18 protein-coding genes are annotated in these 18,622 nt (G+C 38.7%); 9 read left to right on the top strand and 9 right to left on the bottom strand.

What is annotated here, in order from left to right; translation table 11 throughout:
- Positions 1–76: 76 nt before the first annotated feature.
- The 5 genes from trpA to ABLB98_RS10880 all read left to right on the top strand — a co-directional run bounded on the left by trpA (position 77) and on the right by ABLB98_RS10880 (position 5,177).
- Positions 77–880 (top strand): tryptophan synthase subunit alpha, encoded by an 804-nt coding sequence (gene trpA / locus ABLB98_RS10900; protein ID WP_087535689.1) that lies wholly within the window; start codon positions 77–79, stop codon positions 878–880.
- Positions 877–1,773: an acetyl-CoA carboxylase, carboxyltransferase subunit beta gene (gene accD / locus ABLB98_RS10895; RefSeq protein ID WP_249570846.1), complete on the top strand. Its 897-nt coding sequence runs from the start codon at positions 877–879 to the stop codon at positions 1,771–1,773. Before trpA ends, accD begins: the two co-directional genes overlap by 4 nt.
- On the top strand, positions 1,770–3,056 hold the full coding sequence (gene folC / locus ABLB98_RS10890) for a bifunctional tetrahydrofolate synthase/dihydrofolate synthase (protein WP_348883007.1): 1,287 nt from the start codon (positions 1,770–1,772) through the stop codon (positions 3,054–3,056). Before accD ends, folC begins: the two co-directional genes overlap by 4 nt.
- Positions 3,047–4,153 carry an SPOR domain-containing protein gene (locus ABLB98_RS10885; protein ID WP_348883006.1) on the top strand — a complete coding sequence of 369 codons (1,107 nt, stop codon included), beginning with the start codon at positions 3,047–3,049 and terminating at the stop codon, positions 4,151–4,153. Before folC ends, ABLB98_RS10885 begins: the two co-directional genes overlap by 10 nt.
- 88 nt (positions 4,154–4,241) lie before the next feature.
- The gene (locus tag ABLB98_RS10880) at positions 4,242–5,177 is read left to right on the top strand and encodes a hypothetical protein (protein ID WP_348883005.1); all 936 of its coding nucleotides are present in this window, start codon (positions 4,242–4,244) and stop codon (positions 5,175–5,177) included.
- Positions 5,178–5,332: 155 nt separating this feature from the next.
- On the opposite strand, the gene ABLB98_RS10875 is transcribed toward ABLB98_RS10880, so the two are convergent.
- The 3 genes from ABLB98_RS10875 to ABLB98_RS10865 form a co-directional block, all read right to left on the bottom strand.
- Positions 5,333–5,920 carry a dual specificity protein phosphatase family protein gene (locus ABLB98_RS10875; RefSeq protein ID WP_348883004.1) on the bottom strand — a complete coding sequence of 196 codons (588 nt, stop codon included), beginning with the start codon at positions 5,918–5,920 and terminating at the stop codon, positions 5,333–5,335.
- 1 nt (position 5,921) lies between these two features.
- Positions 5,922–6,731, bottom strand: a complete 810-nt coding sequence (locus ABLB98_RS10870) for an MBL fold metallo-hydrolase (protein ID WP_348883003.1) — start codon at positions 6,729–6,731, stop codon at positions 5,922–5,924.
- A gap of 345 nt (positions 6,732–7,076) precedes the next feature.
- Positions 7,077–7,718 (bottom strand): peroxiredoxin, encoded by a 642-nt coding sequence (locus tag ABLB98_RS10865; RefSeq protein ID WP_348883002.1) that lies wholly within the window; start codon positions 7,716–7,718, stop codon positions 7,077–7,079.
- A gap of 337 nt (positions 7,719–8,055) precedes the next feature.
- On the opposite strand from ABLB98_RS10865, the gene secA reads away from it, so the two are divergent.
- Complete coding sequence (secA, locus tag ABLB98_RS10860) at positions 8,056–10,791, top strand: preprotein translocase subunit SecA (protein WP_348883000.1); 2,736 nt, start codon at positions 8,056–8,058, stop codon at positions 10,789–10,791.
- A 145-nt stretch (positions 10,792–10,936) separates the two neighbouring features.
- Positions 10,937–11,341 (top strand): hypothetical protein, encoded by a 405-nt coding sequence (locus tag ABLB98_RS10855; RefSeq protein ID WP_348882999.1) that lies wholly within the window; start codon positions 10,937–10,939, stop codon positions 11,339–11,341.
- Between the two features lie 54 nt (positions 11,342–11,395).
- On the opposite strand, the gene lpxO is transcribed toward ABLB98_RS10855, so the two are convergent.
- The 4 genes from lpxO to ABLB98_RS10835 form a co-directional block, all read right to left on the bottom strand.
- A complete protein-coding gene (lpxO, locus tag ABLB98_RS10850; RefSeq protein ID WP_087535698.1) occupies positions 11,396–12,301 on the bottom strand; it encodes a lipid A hydroxylase LpxO in 906 nt (301 codons plus the stop codon).
- 156 nt (positions 12,302–12,457) lie between these two features.
- Complete coding sequence (locus tag ABLB98_RS10845; RefSeq protein ID WP_004645384.1) at positions 12,458–13,204, bottom strand: IS5-like element ISAba31 family transposase; 747 nt, start codon at positions 13,202–13,204, stop codon at positions 12,458–12,460.
- 113 nt (positions 13,205–13,317) lie between these two features.
- The gene (locus tag ABLB98_RS10840) at positions 13,318–14,628 is read right to left on the bottom strand and encodes an MFS transporter (protein ID WP_348882292.1); all 1,311 of its coding nucleotides are present in this window, start codon (positions 14,626–14,628) and stop codon (positions 13,318–13,320) included.
- A 103-nt stretch (positions 14,629–14,731) separates the two neighbouring features.
- Entirely contained in the window at positions 14,732–15,373 is a 642-nt protein-coding gene (locus ABLB98_RS10835; protein ID WP_087543432.1) for a hemolysin III family protein, read from the bottom strand.
- 101 nt (positions 15,374–15,474) lie between these two features.
- On the opposite strand from ABLB98_RS10835, the gene ABLB98_RS10830 reads away from it, so the two are divergent.
- Together ABLB98_RS10830 and ABLB98_RS10825 are read left to right on the top strand one after the other, a co-directional pair.
- Positions 15,475–16,692, top strand: coding sequence for an SAM-dependent methyltransferase (locus ABLB98_RS10830; RefSeq protein WP_348882291.1), 1,218 nt, complete (start codon positions 15,475–15,477; stop codon positions 16,690–16,692).
- Between the two features lie 17 nt (positions 16,693–16,709).
- On the top strand, positions 16,710–17,135 hold the full coding sequence (locus tag ABLB98_RS10825) for a GNAT family N-acetyltransferase (protein ID WP_348882290.1): 426 nt from the start codon (positions 16,710–16,712) through the stop codon (positions 17,133–17,135).
- A gap of 69 nt (positions 17,136–17,204) precedes the next feature.
- Here ABLB98_RS10825 and ABLB98_RS10820 read toward each other — a convergent pair whose 3' ends face one another.
- Both ABLB98_RS10820 and ABLB98_RS10815 read right to left on the bottom strand, forming a co-directional pair.
- Entirely contained in the window at positions 17,205–17,444 is a 240-nt protein-coding gene (locus ABLB98_RS10820; RefSeq protein WP_087535701.1) for a hypothetical protein, read from the bottom strand.
- Positions 17,445–17,531: 87 nt separating this feature from the next.
- Positions 17,532–18,560 (bottom strand): transposase, encoded by a 1,029-nt coding sequence (locus tag ABLB98_RS10815; RefSeq protein ID WP_348882289.1) that lies wholly within the window; start codon positions 18,558–18,560, stop codon positions 17,532–17,534.
- Positions 18,561–18,622: the final 62 nt, after the last annotated feature.

Raw genomic sequence — 18,622 nt, 5'->3', positions numbered from 1 at the left:
TAGCGTTACAATGCAGTGTTCTTGTATGACTACAAACAACTCCTCAATTTATATAAATCAAGGAAAGCATAATCCTATGTCACGTCTTGCCACTCGTTTTGAACAGCTTAAATCTCAGCACCGTAAAGCGCTTGTTTCTTATGTTATGGCAGGAGATCCGCATCCACAAGTCACAGTTCCACTGCTTCATCAAATGGTTGAAGCAGGCGTTGATGTGGTTGAGTTGGGCTTGCCATTCTCGGACCCAATGGCGGATGGTCCAGTAATTGCCTTAGCTGCTGAACGTGCTTTAGCAGGTGGATCGAGCACACTCGATGCTTTGAATATGGTGAAAGAATTTCGCGAAAAAGATCAAACGACACCCGTTGTTTTAATGGGGTATTTAAATCCTGTTGAAGTGATTGGTTATGAAAAGTTTGTGGCTTATGCGAAAGATTGTGGTGTTGATGGTGTACTTTTGGTGGACTTACCGCCTGAAGAATCAAAGCAATTTGGCGATGTCTTAAAACAAAATGAGATGGATCAAATTTTCTTACTCGCACCAACATCAACTGATAAACGTATTCAGCATGTTGTAAATCAAGCCAGTGGCTTTGTTTACTATGTGTCGTTAAAAGGTGTGACAGGTGCAGCAACACTAGATACCTCTGAAGCAGCAGCTCGTATTGCGAAAATTAAGAGCATGACTAACGTTCCTGTTGGAGTTGGTTTTGGGATTAGTGATGCAGCTTCTGCAAAAGCAATGGGTCAAGTTGCTGATGCCGTAATCGTAGGAAGTGCTTTCGTTAAATCTTTTGCGACATTGCCAGCAGACGAAGCTGTGCAACAGACGGTGAATAAAGTGAAGGAGCTTCGAGCCGCGCTCGATGAGTTAGTATGAGTCAAGAGTTAACAGCAGGGAAGGTTCTGAGCCCATCAACGCCTTGGACAGAGCGTCAAGTGCCTGGTATTCAAGTTGCGAATGAACAACAGACATTCAAAGCAACATTTACGGAACCAACCATTGAATGTCCTGAATGTCATGCCTTAGTAACACGTACGGCAATGTCATTTAATGCCTACGTATGCCCACAATGCGATGAGCATTTGCGTATGCGCGCACGTGATCGTTTGAATTGGTTCTTTGATCAAGTCAATGCAGAGTTAGGTCAAGAATTTAGTGCGAAAGATCCATTGAAGTTTGTGGATAGCAGACCTTATCCAGAGCGTATGCGTGAAGCACAAGATAAAACTGGTGAAACAGAAGCATTAGTTGTAATGCAAGGTTCATTAAAAGGTTTGGACTTGGTGGCTTGTGCATTTGAGTTCGATTTTATGGGTGGTTCAATGGGGACCGTTGTTGGTGATCGTTTTATCCAAGCGGCAGAACGAGCAATTCAACTACATCAACCGTTAATTTGTTTTGCTGCTTCAGGCGGTGCTCGTATGCAAGAAGGCATGTTGTCTTTAATGCAAATGGCACGTACTTCGGCTGCGATTCAAAAAATGAAAGAAGCTCGTGTTCCATATCTCGTTGTATTGACTCATCCCGTCTATGGAGGTGTAACAGCTTCATTAGCGATGTTAGGTGATGTTCATCTGGCTGAACCGAAAGCGATGATTGGTTTTGCAGGTAAACGCGTCATTGAACAAACAGTTCGCGAGAAGTTAGAAGAACCATTCCAACGTGCAGAATATTTGCTTGATCATGGTGTGGTCGATCAAATTGTTCATCGTCATGCATTACGTGATACTGTATATAGACTCGTAGCTAAACTGATGAATTTACCTTGAAACTGGACGCACCACATTCTACAGATACATTAACAACATGGCTCGATTATTGGGGCCATGTTCATGTTACAGGCATTGATTTAGGTTTAGAGCGCGTAATTCCCGTTGCTGAAAAATTGGGAGTTATGCAACCTCAAGCAAAAGTTTTTACTGTGGCAGGAACGAATGGTAAAGGCTCAACAACAACGACACTCGCTGCAATTTTAAATGCACAAGGTTATAAAGTTGGTTTGTATCAATCACCGCATATTTATCGTTTTAATGAGCGGGTAAAACTTGCTGGGATTGAAGTTGATGATCAAAGCTTAGTTGATGCCTTTGTGTTGGTTGACCAAGTCCGCCGAGAATGTGGTTTATCATTGTCCTTTTTTGAAGCAACCACTTTGGCTGCTTTTCTTATTTTTAAACTAAAACAATGTGATGTCTGGGTACTTGAGGTTGGCTTAGGCGGTCGTCTGGATGTCGTGAATGTGATTGATCCTGATATTGCCGTGATTACCAATATTGGTTTAGATCATGTCGATTGGTTAGGTGACACGATAGAAAAAATCGCCTTTGAGAAAGCAGGGATTATTCGTCCGAATATTCCAGTGGTATTTGCGGGTCAACAACAATTACCCCAAGCGATTCAAGATAAAGTAGCTGAAACTCAAGCAGATCTATATGCGCTAAATCGAGATTATTTTTATCAACTTAATGACGATGGTCAAACTTGGTCATTTGCATCCTCTGGCACAACGCTAAAACTGCCAATCGGTCAGCTTGCATTAGATAATATTTCGGCTGCTGTTGCAGCGGTACTGGTGAGTGGTATTGAGGTCTCTCAGGCAGCGATTGCAACAGGTATTCAGCAAGCACGTTTGCAAGGTCGTTTTGAAATACGGCAAATTCAAGACAAAACAGTGATTTTTGATGCTGGACATAATCCACATGGCGTCGAATTTTTATTGAATCAATTGCGAAAATTCTTAAAATACAATAAACAGTACACAGATGTTGTCGCAGTATTTTCAATGTTGGCAGATAAAGATATCTCGTCTGTCACCGATTTACTAAAAACAACAGTAAAAGATTGGTTTATTGCTAGTTTAAATGTACCTAGAGCAGCGCCATTGCATCAACTACACGATGCATTACAAGGTCAACAGGTATATGAGTACGGTAATATCCAGCAAGCCTTTGAAGATGTGCTGAAGCAAAGTAATAACAATCAGCTGATTTTAGTCTGTGGATCGTTTCATACCTTAGAAGCGGTTTGGGAGTATTTAGAACAATGTCAATGAATAACAAACAACGCTGGATGGGAGGCGTTGTTCTATTGGGTGGAGGTGTTTTATTGGCAGCATTACTCCTTAAAGGTAATGACGAAATAGGGCATGACAAAACGCAAACGGCAATTACACACCCAATTCCTAAAACAGAACCTAAAACTCAAACAGCTCAATCGACCCAAGAAGGTGAAATGGTTTCATTACAACCATTAGCGGTAGATGTTGAGACAGAAAAAAGATTGCTTGAAGAACAACGCCGTTCTCGTGAGAAAGCCGTTGCTGAACAAGAGGCACGTGCAGCTGATTTTCTAAAAATGCAACAAGAAGCTGAAGCTGCTGCTGCGCGTAAAGCAGCCGAAGAATACGCTGCAATTAATGCACGCCGTACAGCCGAACAGGAAAGCTCTGATAACATTCCGCCAGAGCTTGGCGAAGATGATAAAGCTAAGACACAACGAGCGACTGAAGAAAAAAATAAATTAGATGAAAAGAAAAAATTAGAACAGCAAAAAGCAGATCAGCAGAAAAGTGATACTGATAAAAAGTTAGCGGAAGACAAGCGCAAGGCTGAAGCCGAAAAAAAGTTGGCAGAAGAGAAGCGTAAGGCAGAAGCTGAAAAAAAGGCTGAGGAAGATAAGCGTAAAGCTGACGCTGATAAAAAAGCGTTAGAAGAAAAGCGTAAAGTTGATGCAGACAAGAAAGTTGCCGAAGATAAACGTAAAGCCGAAGCTGAGAAAAAAGCAGCTGAAGAGAAGCGTAAAGCTGAAGCTGAGAAAAAATCGGCTGACGAGAAAAAGCGTAAAGCTGAAGCTGAGAAAAAAGCCGAAGCTGAAAAGGCTCGTGATCTCATGGAAAATGGAGATAAAAAGTGGATGGTACAAGTGGCATTGGCTGCCAACCAAGCCAATGCAGATGCAGTTGTATCTAAATTGCGTGCCAAAGGTTATAAGGTTACAACAAGCCCGACTTCAAAAGGAATTCGTATCATGGTTGGACCATCGAAGGACCGAGATGTTGCAGATGCCGCACGTAAAAAAATTACCTCTGATGAAAGTTTAAATATGAAATCAGCGTGGGTGATTGATTGGGTTCCACTTGATCAGCGATAACAAAAGATAAGCGATGAGATCAAAGCCGGCAAGCGTCTGGTTTTGACCTCGTTACAAGTGTTCTATTTCTGCGGGCAGTGAGTACAATATGAGTAGCGGCTTTAAGATATTAGAACACTTTATATTTTCAGAGGATTCGAGTGTTAGTGCGCTTTCTGGTGCGGCTTGTGTGGGAAATGATCTCTACTTGGTTGGAGATGATGTGGGTTACTTACTCAAAACTAATCAAAAAAATAACATCAATCGTGCGACTAATTTTGAAAAAATTCCATTATTTGAACAGCCTAAACATACGACACTAACGGTATTTAGTAAAAAAACTAAACCAGACTTTGAAGCGCTTAGCTGTATTCGCTTTGACGGACAACCTCAGTTACTAGTGATGGGTTCAGGTTCTACAGAAAATCGAAAAAAAGCATTATTGTATAATCCAGCTGATCATCAGGTTCATGTTTTATTTGATACCTCGGATTATGATTTCTTAGAACATTGTTTGGCGTTGACTGGTGGCGCTGATCTCAATATAGAAGCAGTTTGTTCAGATCAAAACAATTTATACATTTTTCAACGTGGCAATATCAATCGTTTTCATGGTGTTTTAGTCTTTGATTTAATAAAGATTCAAAATGGAAAATCATTAGAATGTGCGCTCAAAAAATCATTCAATCTGACATTACCAGAGCTTGAAGGGGCAGCAAGTGGTATTTCTGATGCTTATTTTTTTGTGGAGAAAAATCTAATTGTTGCCACTGCTGCGGTTGAGCAAACATTAAATACTTATGATGATGGCGCGGTGCTAGGCAGTTTTATTTTGGTGTTATCGCCTGAGGGAAAAATTTTATTTACACATCTGATTCAGGATTCGAAAGGACAAACTCTTGCTATTAAAGTAGAAGGAATTACATGGTTAGAGTCGACATCTGATGGTGAGGTATTTTTATTGGTCACGGATAGCGATGGTGGTGATTCTGAAGTTTTTAAAATATTACTTAGCAACTCTGTTTTTGCCAATTCTTCAGCTTAGTTCGTATTTGTTAGGTTACCATTCAGCTTATAAAATTAGGTTTTTTAAAAGCCCAATAAAAAGTGCATAAAACCCAAAAATTAAAGAAACAAATCTTACACGTCTAAGCTCTATCTCTCTAAAAATTGGATTTAATCTAAAACTCATCTCGCAATCTAAATAGATGCTGGATTTGAAAGTTGTTGTTGAATCCATTCTACATTTTCAGGGGTGAAAAGATGGTCAATATTTTTCCAAATGATATGATAGCCATATCCCCCTTCTTTCATTTCTTTAACCGCATCTTCAATTGCCCAATGCTCAAAAATAATTCGATACATCGCAATTGTGGCACCAGTTCGATCTGAGCCATGATAGCAATGCACTAGGATTTTCTGATTTTGTTGTTTAGCAGTTTGAATAACACGCATTGCTTCTAACAAGTCTTTACGATTCATTGCCCAAGTATTGATTGGAATGTGTACCAGATTAAAAGGCTGATCTTTTAAAACTATGGCATCTTCATTTCTAGCTCTCAAATTGATAATCGTATTAATTTGATGAGCTTCAAGGCTTGGGATCAAATCAATACTTGGCTGTTCGCTACGAAAAACATCTGAACTAATTTGATAAAAATTATAGCTATTAGAAATAAGAGTTCCCCAATTTTGAGGACGTTGGTCTTTTTCTAAACTCGAATGCTGCATACACCCAGAAACATTAAGCGTTGATAAAAGAACAACAGTGATAAGCGCTTTTTTCATATTATTGATAACGATTAAATTCAACAGGATCATGCGCACAAATTAACTCAATACTCGGTTCATGTTGAGCCAGATATTGTAACTGTTTAAGGTTATGTAACCTTTGTCGATTATCTTCTGCCAATAAACGTTCAGTAAGATCTAAGGCTCTCAATTTGTTTTTTGGATTGAGTTCTAAATGGGTGTAATACGCATCACCACAGAATAAAATCCAGCCTTCAGCTTTTTTAATTGCAATACCACAATGTCCAGCAGTATGACCAATCAATGGAATCATTAATATTTCATCTTGGAAAAAAGGAAGACCTTGAACCCTTTTTAAATTAAACCAAGCTTCACCATTTGTATGTTCAGCAAAATTCCAATGACGATGTTGTTTAAATTGTTCAGTTTTATAACGAAATTTACCTTTGGCTGTTAATGTCTGTGTTGCATTAAACTCGGAAGCTAAAATATGCACGGTTGCATTAGGAAAATCTGAGATACCACCTGCATGATCAAAATCAAGATGTGTGACAAAGATATGTTGCACATCTTCAGGGCGTAAGCCTAATTTTTGAATTTGTTCGATGGCACTTAATTTGAGATTGGGCACAATCGAACCAAATTGAGTCAGTAATGAACCTAGACGTTGTTCAGTGTGCAAATAGTCCTGTATACCCAAGCCTGTATCAATTAAAACCAGACCTCGATCAGTTTCAATAAGTAGGCAATGACAAACTAGATGTGCTTTCCAGCCTTTCTGTCCAAATAGGGGAGCACAAACAGGGCAGAAGCTTCCGCAATGGAGATGATGGATGTTATAAATCATCGTGATTGTTATTCTATTTTGAAGAGAATTATTTTTATAACGTATCGACTAAAAAATACCAACAAGTTTTTATTTTGCGATTTAAAAAGCCTATCGGGTCGATAGGCAATAGAGTTTGTTATTCAGATTCAATATTTATTGTTCGATTTGCATTCGTAACGAGCGTTATTCGTTTTGTGTACTGCGCACTTCGTTTGTCTTGCGCTGCGTTTGAAGCCTTTAGTCGGCTTCAATCTTTTAACTCACAGCATAGCTGTTTCGACTTGCGTTCGTAACGAGCGTTATTCGTTTTGTGTACTACACACTTCGTTTGTCTTTCGCTGCGTTTGAAGCCTTTAGTCGGCTTCAATCTTGCTCAGGTTGTGGTGTTAAACGTAGATAAGGTTTCACTGCGGTATAGCCTTGAGGAAAACGTTGTTTAATTTCTTCTTCATCTTTCAATGACGGTACAATGACGACATCTTCACCATGTTGCCAATTTGCAGGTGTTGCGACTTTATGTTTATCCGTTAGCTGTAGTGAATCCACCACTCGCAACACTTCATTAAAGTTACGACCTGTTGAGGCTGGATAAGTAATAATCAAGCGGACTTTTTTATTCGGATCAATAATGACCAGTGAGCGAACAGTTAAGGTCTCACTCGCATTTGGGTGGATAAAACCATATAGTTCAGAAACTTTACGATCTTTATCCGCAATAATTGGAAAGTTGACCGTAGTATTTTGTGTTTCATTAATATCTTGAATCCAGCTTTTATGCGATTCAACATCTTCGACTGAAAGTGCAATTGCTTTGACGCCACGCTTTGTAAATTCATCTTTCAGTTTAGCGGTGAAGCCAAGTTCGGTGGTACAAACTGGGGTGAAATCCGCTGGATGTGAGAATAAAATGCCCCAGCTGTCGTCTAAAAATTGATAAAAATCAATATGACCGTCGCTAGAGTCTTGTTGGAAATTCGGGGCGATATCACCTAAACGTAATGTCATTTAATTAGTCCTCAATACATTATTGATGTTTTATGTGTGTATTTAATATGCAGGAATCACTTTATAAATAAAATTATTGTTTTTTCATTTTGTTATGAGAATTTAAGATAATTGAATGTAGCGAAGCTAAAAAATTGATCATAAATTCACACGCAAAGCGATGTAAGTTAAATCCAAATTTGCTACATTAACGCTCTTTAGTTGTGTGATGTCAGAATCGTCTCGCAGTTTTTTTACCTGTTTGGATGCAAAGCCCTTGTAGTTCTTATTTCTGACTCCATAATAACAGCTAAGAAAAAATTACTTATTTAAACAAACAGGATTAGAGAGTTTATTCATGTTGGCAAGTCTGATCGGAGGTATCTTCGGTACAAAAAATGAGCGTGAGCTCAAACGCATGCGTAAAATTGTTGAACAAATTAATGCGCTTGAACCGACGATATCTGCTCTTAGCGATGCAGACCTCTCTGCAAAAACTCCAGAATTCAGACAGCGTTTTAGCAACGGTGAAAGTTTAGATAAATTGATGCCTGAAGCCTTTGCAGTCTGCCGTGAAGCAGCAAAACGGGTTATGGGTATGCGTCACTATGATGTGCAGTTGATTGGTGGTATTACCTTACATGAAGGTAAAATTGCTGAGATGCGTACAGGTGAAGGTAAAACCCTCATGGGTACTTTGGCTTGCTATCTCAATGCATTGAGTGGTCAAGGTGTTCATGTGATTACGGTAAATGATTACTTGGCACAACGTGATGCTGAGCTGAATCGCCCATTATTTGAGTTTTTAGGTCTCAGCATTGGTGTGATTTATTCGATGCAAATGCCTGCTGAGAAAGCACAAGCTTATTTAGCAGACATTACTTACGGTACGAACAACGAATTTGGCTTTGATTATCTTCGTGACAACATGGTGTTTTCTCTACAAGAGAAAAAACAACGTGGTTTAAGTTATGCGATCATCGATGAAGTAGACTCGATATTAATTGATGAAGCACGTACGCCATTGATTATTTCAGGTCAAAGTGAAGATTCATCGCATTTATATCAGTTAATCAATAGCATTCCTCCAACATTAAAACCTCAGAAAGAAGAAAAAGTGGCTGATGGCGGACACTTCTGGGTTGATGAGAAACAACGCTCAGTTGAAATGACTGAGGTTGGTTACGAGACTGTTGAGCAAGAGTTAATCCGTATGGGATTACTTGCTGAGGGTGAAAGTCTTTATTCTGCTGCGAACCTAAATCTGGTTCACCATGTCACTGCTGCGATTCGTGCGCATTATCTATACCAAAAGAACGTTCACTACATTATTGGCATTAATCCTCAGACTCAAAAAGAAGAAGTGATTATTGTTGATGAAAGTACGGGTCGTACGATGCCTGGTCGTCGTTGGTCTGAAGGTTTACACCAAGCGGTTGAAGCCAAAGAAAATATGGAAATTCAGCCTGAAAACCAAACTTTGGCAACCACAACGTTCCAGAACTATTTCCGTTTATATAAAAAGCTTTCAGGTATGACAGGTACAGCTGATACTGAAGCTGCTGAAATGAAAGAAATCTATGGTTTAGATGTTGTTATTATCCCAACTCACCGTCCGATGGTGCGTAAGGATCACAACGACTTAATTTATTTAAATCGTAACGGTAAATACAACGCAATTATCGAAGAAATTACCAATATTCGTAAGCAGGGTGTTGCACCGATTTTGATTGGTACTGCAACTATTGAAGCGAGTGAAATTTTATCTGCAAAGTTATTACAAGCAGGTATCCAACACGAAGTCCTCAATGCCAAACAACATGAGCGTGAAGCAGATATTATTGCGCAAGCAGGTAGTCCAAACGCCGTAACGATTGCAACCAACATGGCGGGTCGTGGTACCGATATTTTGCTGGGTGGTAACTGGAAAGCCAAACTCGCAAAAATTGAAAATCCTACGCCAGAAGACGAAGCTCGTTTACAAGCGCAGTGGGAAAAAGATCACGAAGATGTATTGAACTCAGGTGGTTTACATATCATCGGTTCAGAGCGTCATGAATCACGTCGTATTGATAACCAGCTTCGTGGTCGTGCAGGTCGTCAGGGTGACCCTGGTGTTTCTCGCTTCTATTTATCACTTGAAGATGATTTGATGCGTATCTTTGCGGGTGATCGTGTCGTTGCGATGATGCGTGCAATGGGCTTGCAAGAAAATGAAGCCATTGAGCACAAAATGGTGAGTCGTTCGATCGAAAATGCGCAGCGCAAAGTTGAAGCACGTAACTTTGATATTCGTAAAAATCTATTGAAGTACGATGATGTAAATAATGAACAACGTAAAATTATTTACTCACAACGTGATGAGATTTTGGCAGAAAGTACATTACAAGATTATATCGAAGAGATGCATAAAGAGGTGATGAAAGGGGTAATTGCGAACTTCATTCCACCTGAATCAATCCATGATCAATGGGATATTCCTGGTCTAGAAACTGCTTTACGCACGGATCTAGGTATCGAGCTTCCTGTACAGCAGTGGTTAGATCAAGATCGCCGCTTGGATGAGGAAGGTCTGATTGCACGTATTTCTGATGAAGTGATTTCACGTTATCGTCAACGCCGTACTCAAATGGGTGATGAATCTGCTGCGATGTTAGAGCGTCACTTTATGCTGAACTCTTTAGATCGCCATTGGAAAGATCATTTAGCGGCGATGGATTATTTACGTCAGGGTATCCACTTGCGTGGCTATGCTCAGAAAAATCCAGAGCAGGAATATAAGAAAGAAGCATTTAATTTGTTTGTGAACATGTTGGGTATTATCAAATCAGACGTTGTGACTGATTTATCTCGTGTTCATGTACCAACAGCAGAAGAATTGGCTGAGCTTGAAGCACAACAACAACGTCAAGCTGAATCAATGCGTTTATCATTTGAACATGATGATGTTGATGGTTTAACAGGTGAAGTGACGATTTCTGAAGAGAGTGGTAGCTTATCTGGAAATGCAGTATTTCCAGTACCAGAAAGCCGTAATGCGCCATGCCCATGTGGTTCAGGTCTAAAATATAAACAATGTCACGGTAAAATTTAAAATTTTGACTTAGTTTGTATTCAAATGAAAAGCAGAGCATTTGCTCTGCTTTTTTACGAGAAGTAACTTGTGTCTAGAGCAACTTTGTAGTTTTATTATGAGAATTATCCTCCTTAATTGGATTCGCATTAAAAGCGGGAAGACAATGAAAAAGCCATTACAACTTTTAATTTTAGCGAGTGCTGCATTATCTGGCGTTGTACTTGCAGATAACGTTCCTCAAACGACTACGGTCGATAAAGTGCTTGCAGCAAAAGGGGCGACTACTGCTGAGGCGCAGGTTAAACGTGAAGTTACTACTGTGATTAGTCCACGTACAGGTATTCGTTATATTCTCGGTGATACAGGTAATCGTCCAATCGTGTTACAAACTGCGGCAATTGCACCAGCAAATTCTGCCAATATTAATCGTATCGTGGCATCAAATCCTGCTTTGTCTGCTAAGAGTCAGGAAAAAGCCAAGATTGCCCTGATTGGTGAGGCTGCGGTTCAGGCGGCAGATATGGCGGCCCAAACAGCCAGTGCTCAAGCACCTCAGACAAATCAATAATATTGTTTGGCAATAAAAAAGAGATGCTCAGCATCTCTTTTTTATAATCAGCTTTTATAAAAAGCTAGGTAAAAGTATTAGACCAATAATGATTGCAAACATCAGCCATTTTGCAAGATAGTAAACTTTACGATTACGTTGTTTTAAACCACGACCATAGTGATGTACAGCATAACCATACTTGAAAATTCGATTGATAAAACCAGTTTTATCTTGATCATCATTGGGTGAACTTGCAGCAGACATCACGTTTCGTCCGAACCAATGATTTACTTTCTGTGCCCAACCCCATTTCATTGGACGTTCAATATCGCAGAATAAAATAATACGTGTTTCATCTGTTTGATTATGTGCCCAATGGACATAAGTTTCATCAAAAACAGTGGCTTCACCATCTCTCCAAGAATAACGTTCCTGATCGACTTCAATGAAACAGTCATCGCTATTCGGTGTGACTAAACCTAAGTGGTAGCGAACAGAGCCCGCATAAGGATCACGATGTTTACCAAGATAACTACCAGATGGTAATTCAGTAAACATGGCTGCTTTTACTGAAGGAATACTTTCCAACAGAGCGACTGTTTTGGGGCAGAGTTGTTGTGCTGATGGGTGGCTATCTTGATACCATTTCAGATAAAAGCGTTTCCAACCGCGTTTAAAAAAAGTATTAAAACCAGCATCATTATTTTTTTCTGAAGCTTTAATTTGATTTTGAAGTTGGATCGCTTCTTCTCGAATCACTTGCCAGTTATCTTGTAATGGTTTCAGTTCTGGGAACTGCGCCACATCAAAGAACGGTTGGTTAGGCAGTTTAGAGAAACCAGTCATAAACATGTTAACTGGGGCTAGGAATGTAGAATGGTCGAATAATTGTCGAGATGCTTTTAATCGTTCCTTGCCACGATAATAAGTGTATAGGAAGCTGACTAAAAATACGGCAACGATAATCACTGCGTACATATATACAGTCGTCTAAAAAATAGGAGGGGAGTATTTTAGCACAAAAAATATTTTGCAGAATGTTGTTGTTAGACCAAGTGTAAAAGGCTTGAAATTGCCCGATAAATGGTTATCGGATGATTAGGGTCTGTTGACATTTACTGTTCATAATTAACCCTATAAAGGTAGCCATAAAAATATACAGGCTAAAGCAACAGAACTTTGATAATTTCTTTTGAGCTTGTCATATCGAGTAGCTATTCCTCTAAATTGCTTTAATCTACAAAACATATTTTCAACTAAATGCCTGATTTTATATAAATACCAGTCCATATGGTCATTGTTCGATTGGCTATTTGTTTTCTTTGGTATATTCGCTTTAGTCCCTGTTTTCCTGATCTGTTCACGCAGTGGTTCTGAATCATAGCCTTTATCTGCACATACCACTTTTGTCTCTTTTAAATCTAATGTTGATATTAAATCAGGTGCAACTTTAACATCATGTGTGGTTCCATCGGTAATCATGAAATCAATAGGATTGCCATGTGCATCAACAATCAAATGTATTTTTGAGGAGTTTCCTCCTACACTTTTAGAAATAGATTGATTCGCTATGCCGGCAGAATGTTGATGAGCACGTACATGAGAGCCATCAATAAAAATCCACTCCATATCGGGGCATGAGGCTAGTAATTTGAATAATCTAAGTAACTTACCGCTGCTTGACCAACGATTAAAACGTTTGAAAATAGAGTTTGAATGACCAAAACAACAAGGAATATCTCGCCACGGACAGCCTGTTCTAATTCTATAGAGAATAGCTTCAATAAAATTGCGTAAATTTGAGTTGTGGTGAATGGATAAATTACGCAGAATAACTTTCAACTTTTGCCAGTGTTGATCTGTCAGCATGGTACGAGGCATAGCGAATAGTAAAATTGGGTTCGGCGATTTGATTTTACTACTTCGCTATTTTTTTAAGCTAAAAGTGTCAACACACCCTAATTAAATAAATCATCCGAGAATAAAAGGTGTGATTAAATTTGGTTATTTACATCATCATTTTTGGTTTCACGAATCAGTAAAAATGCAATTAAAGATAATACAGAAGCTAAGCTTAGATATAAACCGACAGCCCCTAAACCATAACTTTCTGCAAGTTGAGTCGCGATATAAGGTGCAAATGAAGCACCAAAAATTCCAGCTAAATTAAAGGTTAATGCTGAACCTGTATAACGTACTGATGTTGGAAAAATCTCTGAAAGCACAGTTCCAATGGGTCCATAGGTCAACCCCATGATTGAAAGTCCAATACACAAGAATAAAAACACCAATATTGGGCTACCAGAACCAAGCAATGGAGCGAAGCATAAGCCAAATAGTGCTGATAATACACAGACAGCGATTGATGTGGTTTTGCGTCCAAATTTTTCAGCTAAAATGGCTGAAACTGGAATAAATGAAGCAAAACACAAAGTTGCGGCTAGTTGAAGTTGTAAAAACTCACCTCGTGTATAGCCTAATTGAGTTGTTCCCCATGTTAGAGCAAATACTGTCGTGAGATAAAACACCACAAAAGTACAGATTGCCGCAATCGTACCGAGAATTAACATCGGTAGATGCTTGGTCATGACTTCTTTAAATGGCACATTGACTTCTTTTTGCTTATTTAGCACCTTTTGAAAGGCTGGTGTTTCATGCAGTTTCAAACGAATGTAGAGACCAACAAGAACCAATACAGCACTGGAAATAAATGGAATACGCCATCCCCAAGTCATAAAATCTTGCTCGGACATAAAGGCATTCAATAATAGAAATGAGCCTGTGGCAAGGATAAAGCCAATTGGCGCACCGAGTTGAGGAAACATACCATACCAAGCGCGTTTACCTTCTGGTGCATTCTCAGTAGCGAGTAGAACAGCACCACTCCATTCACCGCCTAAGCCTAAACCTTGTCCTAAACGGCATAAGGCAAGAAGTAAAGGAGCTGCAAGACCGATTTGTGCATAGGTCGGCAAAAGACCAATACAAACGGTTGAGATTCCCATAGTAAGCAATGCCGCAACGAGCGTTGCTTTACGCCCAATTCGATCCCCTAAATGTCCAAAAATGGCAGCACCAATTGGTCGAGCGATAAAAGCAATTGCAAAGGTTGCGAGTGATTTAAGTACTGCGGCACCATCACTACTTTCAGGGAAGAAGAGATGTGGAAAAATCAATACAGCTGCGGTTGCATAGATATAAAAGTCGAAAAACTCAATCGTAGTGCCAACGAGGCTGGCAAATAACACTCGTACTTTTGAGTTGCTAGCCACTGCTGTAGTGACTGTCGTAGTACTTGACGACATACATAACCTTAATTTTATTTATTCAAGATGCAGAGCGATCACGACCTTGAAAAGCCCTTTTGAATGCGGGGTTTACTTAACAAACTGGATGTAATGTAGAGCTTTATAATACATAACAATAGATCGCCAAAAAGTGTAAACCTGCCCCTAATAGCACAAAAACATGCCAAATTGCGTGGGTATATCTTACCTTTTTTAACGCATAAAACAATGTGCCAACGGTATAGGCAAGTCCACCTGCAATTAATAGTTGAATTGCTTCTTTTGAAAGGTAGCGTTGCATATCATCCATGACCAAAACTGCCAACCATCCCATCACAAGATAAGCGGCTAATGAAACTTTTTGAAAGCGATGAATAAAAACTAACTTAAATAGCGTGCCAATCAGTGCAATTACCCATAAAGCAATCAGTAAATAGTGGGCTTTAGCTGTCGGAATCGCGATGCTCAGAAAGGGGGTATATGTACCTGCGATGAGATAATAAATCGCAGTATGGTCCAGTTTTTTATACCAATAGCGTTTACGCTCATCTTGAGCAAAATGATAAATCATTGAGCTACTCAGTAATAAGACTAAGCTAAAACCATATACCCATAAACTGCACCATTGTCCTAAAGGCAGGTGTTGACCTTTAATAATGAGTAAAATAGAAGCAATCAGTGCTAATACAGCTCCAATACCATGACTATAAGCATTAATTCGTTCTTCTTTCGGGTCATAGCTCAACAAGGTATTTACGGTCATCAGATTTATTGTTTGCATAAAAATACAACTGTATCGTAATGCAATTTCCCTTTTAAAGTAAGACGCTTTAAAATTTAGTTTCTATTTGTCAGGTTTTCATTATGTTTGCGCCGAAATTTTCTTTTGAACAAGAGCAGCAGTTTTTCTTGGATATCCAGCAATCTATTGAAAATAAAAGCTTTGATCGGCTGATACTTAGTCAATACAAAGGTGAATTGACAGAATTAGAGAAAATAACTTTTCGTATGATTGAATTACAAGGACAGGCAACACTGTCTTGTTTATATCATCACACCACTCAGGATGTGACGAAAAATTACACTCTAACTGATGGTGTAAAAAAGATTGCTGAGTTACTGAATCTATCTAAACAAGCTAATTTATTCACTTTGAATCAAGATATCCAATTAAAGAAAAATAAAAAGAAAGCGATGTTAAATTATCAAAAAAAGCAAACATCAGTACTTAAAGTTGAACAACAACAGCACAATCGTGAAAAGCAACGTTATGTACAGCAGCAAAGTCCTTTTTTAAGACATTTAGGCATTACAGATGAAAAAGGCCAGATTGTTCCAAGTATGGGGCGAAAGTGGAAGCAGATTAATAAGTTTATTGAAATCTTTTCAAATGCCTATGAACAGATTGACGCTTCGCAACAGCAATTAAATATCGTTGATTTTGGTTCAGGTAAAGGTTATTTAACTTTTGCATTGTATGATTATTTACAGTCGCAACAAAAAACACCATTGATCACAGGAGTGGAATTGCGTTCCAACTTAGTCGAGTTTTGTCAGAATGTAGCTGATCAGGTAGGTTTCAATCATCTTGATTTCTTTGAAGGTGATGTACGTAGTTATCAACCTGAGAAATTGGACGTGATGATTGCTTTACATGCCTGTGATATTGCCACCGATTTTGCGATTCATACGGGTATTCGTCTGAACGCTTCAATGATTATGTGTGCGCCATGTTGTCATAAAGAACTTCGCCCACAATTACATAGCCCAGAAGTATTACAGCCAATGCTGCAATTTGGTATTCACGCAGGGCAGCAGGCGGAGATGTTGACGGATACCCTACGTGCCTTATTACTGAAAGCATATGGTTATGAAACCAAAGTATTCGAGTTTGTTGCCTTAGAACATACCAGTAAAAATAAAATGATTTTGGCGACGAAACGTAAAGCACTTCAACAGCCTGATCCAAAAATTATGCAACAAATCCAAGCCTTAAAAGCCATGTATGGCATTGAAAAACAAAGCCTAGAATTATTATTGCAAGATCAAATGCCGATCGAAAATATTGGCTGCAAATGTTAATCGAGTCTGGGGATTGTATGTATCAGGTCAAACACGGACGTTGGGATCAATTACAGCAAGATGCTAAATTGATCCGAACGCAGGTTTTTATTTGTGAACAAGGTATTACTGAAGCAGATGAGTGGGATGATCAAGATGTGATTTCTCAGCATTTTGTAATCTATGACCAAGATCAGCCGATTGCCACAGCGCGTTTGTTGCAGAACCACAGTGTAGGGCGAGTGGCTGTTGTTAAAGCCTATCGGGGGCAAGGTATTGGACAAATGATTATGCTAGAAATTATTAGTTATGCTCAAAAGCAACATCTATCAGTATTGACATTATCCTCTCAAGTCCATGCAATCTCATTCTATGAAAAGCTAGGCTTTACTGTACAAGGTAATTCATATGATGAGTGCGGAATTTCGCACATTGAAATGACGATGAATCTAAATACTTTATAAATGAAAATCGTGTTGAGAGGGCTTACTCAACGGATCGTAATCAAGATGATATAAGCTCATATTTTGATGCTACTTTTGTTGGTTATGCTCAATAACTTCTGATGCAGCAGAAGCATGTTCATGTTGAGCAAGCTCTTTCTCTTGTTGGGCTTTACGTTGTGCACTAGGCATGTAATCAGGTTCTTGAGACATTGCTAAATAAAAAAAGCTGAGAAATATGGTACTTAATACGCCCACAATAATGACAAACTTCCATCCTAATACCGTTTCTTCATTTGAGTTTTTTTGTGATGATGGTTGATTGCTCATAATAAATTCCAAAAATTAAAATTTTAAGGTTGCAGCATTAATCAATAAAACTAATAAAACCTTAAATATTATAGGACTTACGCACTATTATTTATAGATTCTCTGTGGTAGCAGATGATTTTTATCGAGAATAAAGTCATCAATGAAGTCTTTGATGATTGGTCTAAATAATTTCTTCTGCCAACGATATACATTTTCAAAGGTCCGCTCAAACTGGTTCTTTTGTATCTGAACGTAGGCCATCAAGGCTGAAAAAATATGATTCAAAATCAGTTTAGATCGTCTTACCTGAAACTTTTCAATATGACAAACCTGTTTAATCACTCGGTGATATTGTTCTATTTTCCAGTGACTTGAATGTAATTCATGAAAACCCTCAAAGGATAATAAATCATCTTCATCTTGATGCACAATATAAAACCTCTGCTGTTCTTTTAACTGAGTCTTAAATAATTGTACAAAGCCAAAATCTTTGAGCCAGACCACTTGACCCTGATGGAAATCTGGCAATAAACGCAGTTGAAACCATTGTCCTTTTTCAGGGGAAACCTTACGGTTACTGTCGACACCAAACATAAATCGAATACCATATTTTCTTATGGTTTTTAGATTTTCAGTCGATGAATACCAACTATCACCTGTAATAAATTGAATCTTTGCACCCCAACTGAGTACTTCACTTAACATCTCCATAAAGTAATCATTCTTGGTTTTACTTGCTGACTTATCATAAATTCGAAAATTAATTGGAATATTTTTGCCATTTTGATCTGTCGCATACAAGGTAATGAGATTAATACCCTTGACGGATCGGTGGTGTTTGCCTGACCAAAAATAGCTAACTAAGTCCATATGCTGACTATACGGTTTATCTAAAACAGTATCATCAATACTGACTATAAGTTTATTATTATCAATATGTTGAATTGTTTCTTGATATAGGTCGTGAGGTGTGTAGTCTTCACGCTCTAGAAAGCGATTTACACTATCATGCGAGATATTATAAGTCTCGGCAAGTTGTGTGCAGCTAATAGAGTTCGGTTCTGTCATGAGAAAGCCCATATAAATGGGTAGAGTACAAGTTGCTGTAGAAGCATGTTTAATTCGTCTGATCACAGATACTTTATAAAGTATTTTAGTACTTTTTTGAATCCGTCAATGCGTAAGTCCTATATTAT

Source organism: Acinetobacter yuyunsongii (assembly GCF_041021915.1).
Taxonomy (GTDB): Bacteria; Pseudomonadota; Gammaproteobacteria; order Pseudomonadales; family Moraxellaceae; genus Acinetobacter.
The sequence above is the reverse complement of the archived record's forward strand: the minus strand, read 5'-3'. Positions and strand labels throughout refer to the sequence as shown.

Bases quoted from the DNA above. Each gene is read 5' to 3' on its own strand.
- trpA (WP_087535689.1), top strand. From the start codon at position 77: ATGTCACGTCTTGCCACTCGTTTTGAACAGCTTAAATCTCAGCACCGT.
- accD (WP_249570846.1), top strand. From the start codon at position 877: ATGAGTCAAGAGTTAACAGCAGGGAAGGTTCTGAGCCCATCAACGCCT.
- ABLB98_RS10885 (WP_348883006.1), top strand. From the start codon at position 3,047: ATGTCAATGAATAACAAACAACGCTGGATGGGAGGCGTTGTTCTATTG.
- ABLB98_RS10880 (WP_348883005.1), top strand. From the start codon at position 4,242: ATGAGTAGCGGCTTTAAGATATTAGAACACTTTATATTTTCAGAGGAT.
- ABLB98_RS10875 (WP_348883004.1), bottom strand. From the start codon at position 5,920: ATGAAAAAAGCGCTTATCACTGTTGTTCTTTTATCAACGCTTAATGTT.
- ABLB98_RS10870 (WP_348883003.1), bottom strand. From the start codon at position 6,731: ATGATTTATAACATCCATCATCTCCATTGCGGAAGCTTCTGCCCTGTT.
- ABLB98_RS10865 (WP_348883002.1), bottom strand. From the start codon at position 7,718: ATGACATTACGTTTAGGTGATATCGCCCCGAATTTCCAACAAGACTCT.
- secA (WP_348883000.1), top strand. From the start codon at position 8,056: ATGTTGGCAAGTCTGATCGGAGGTATCTTCGGTACAAAAAATGAGCGT.
- ABLB98_RS10855 (WP_348882999.1), top strand. From the start codon at position 10,937: ATGAAAAAGCCATTACAACTTTTAATTTTAGCGAGTGCTGCATTATCT.
- lpxO (WP_087535698.1), bottom strand. From the start codon at position 12,301: ATGTACGCAGTGATTATCGTTGCCGTATTTTTAGTCAGCTTCCTATAC.
- ABLB98_RS10845 (WP_004645384.1), bottom strand. From the start codon at position 13,204: ATGCCTCGTACCATGCTGACAGATCAACACTGGCAAAAGTTGAAAGTT.
- ABLB98_RS10840 (WP_348882292.1), bottom strand. From the start codon at position 14,628: ATGTCGTCAAGTACTACGACAGTCACTACAGCAGTGGCTAGCAACTCA.
- ABLB98_RS10835 (WP_087543432.1), bottom strand. From the start codon at position 15,373: ATGACCGTAAATACCTTGTTGAGCTATGACCCGAAAGAAGAACGAATT.
- ABLB98_RS10830 (WP_348882291.1), top strand. From the start codon at position 15,475: ATGTTTGCGCCGAAATTTTCTTTTGAACAAGAGCAGCAGTTTTTCTTG.
- ABLB98_RS10825 (WP_348882290.1), top strand. From the start codon at position 16,710: ATGTATCAGGTCAAACACGGACGTTGGGATCAATTACAGCAAGATGCT.
- ABLB98_RS10820 (WP_087535701.1), bottom strand. From the start codon at position 17,444: ATGAGCAATCAACCATCATCACAAAAAAACTCAAATGAAGAAACGGTA.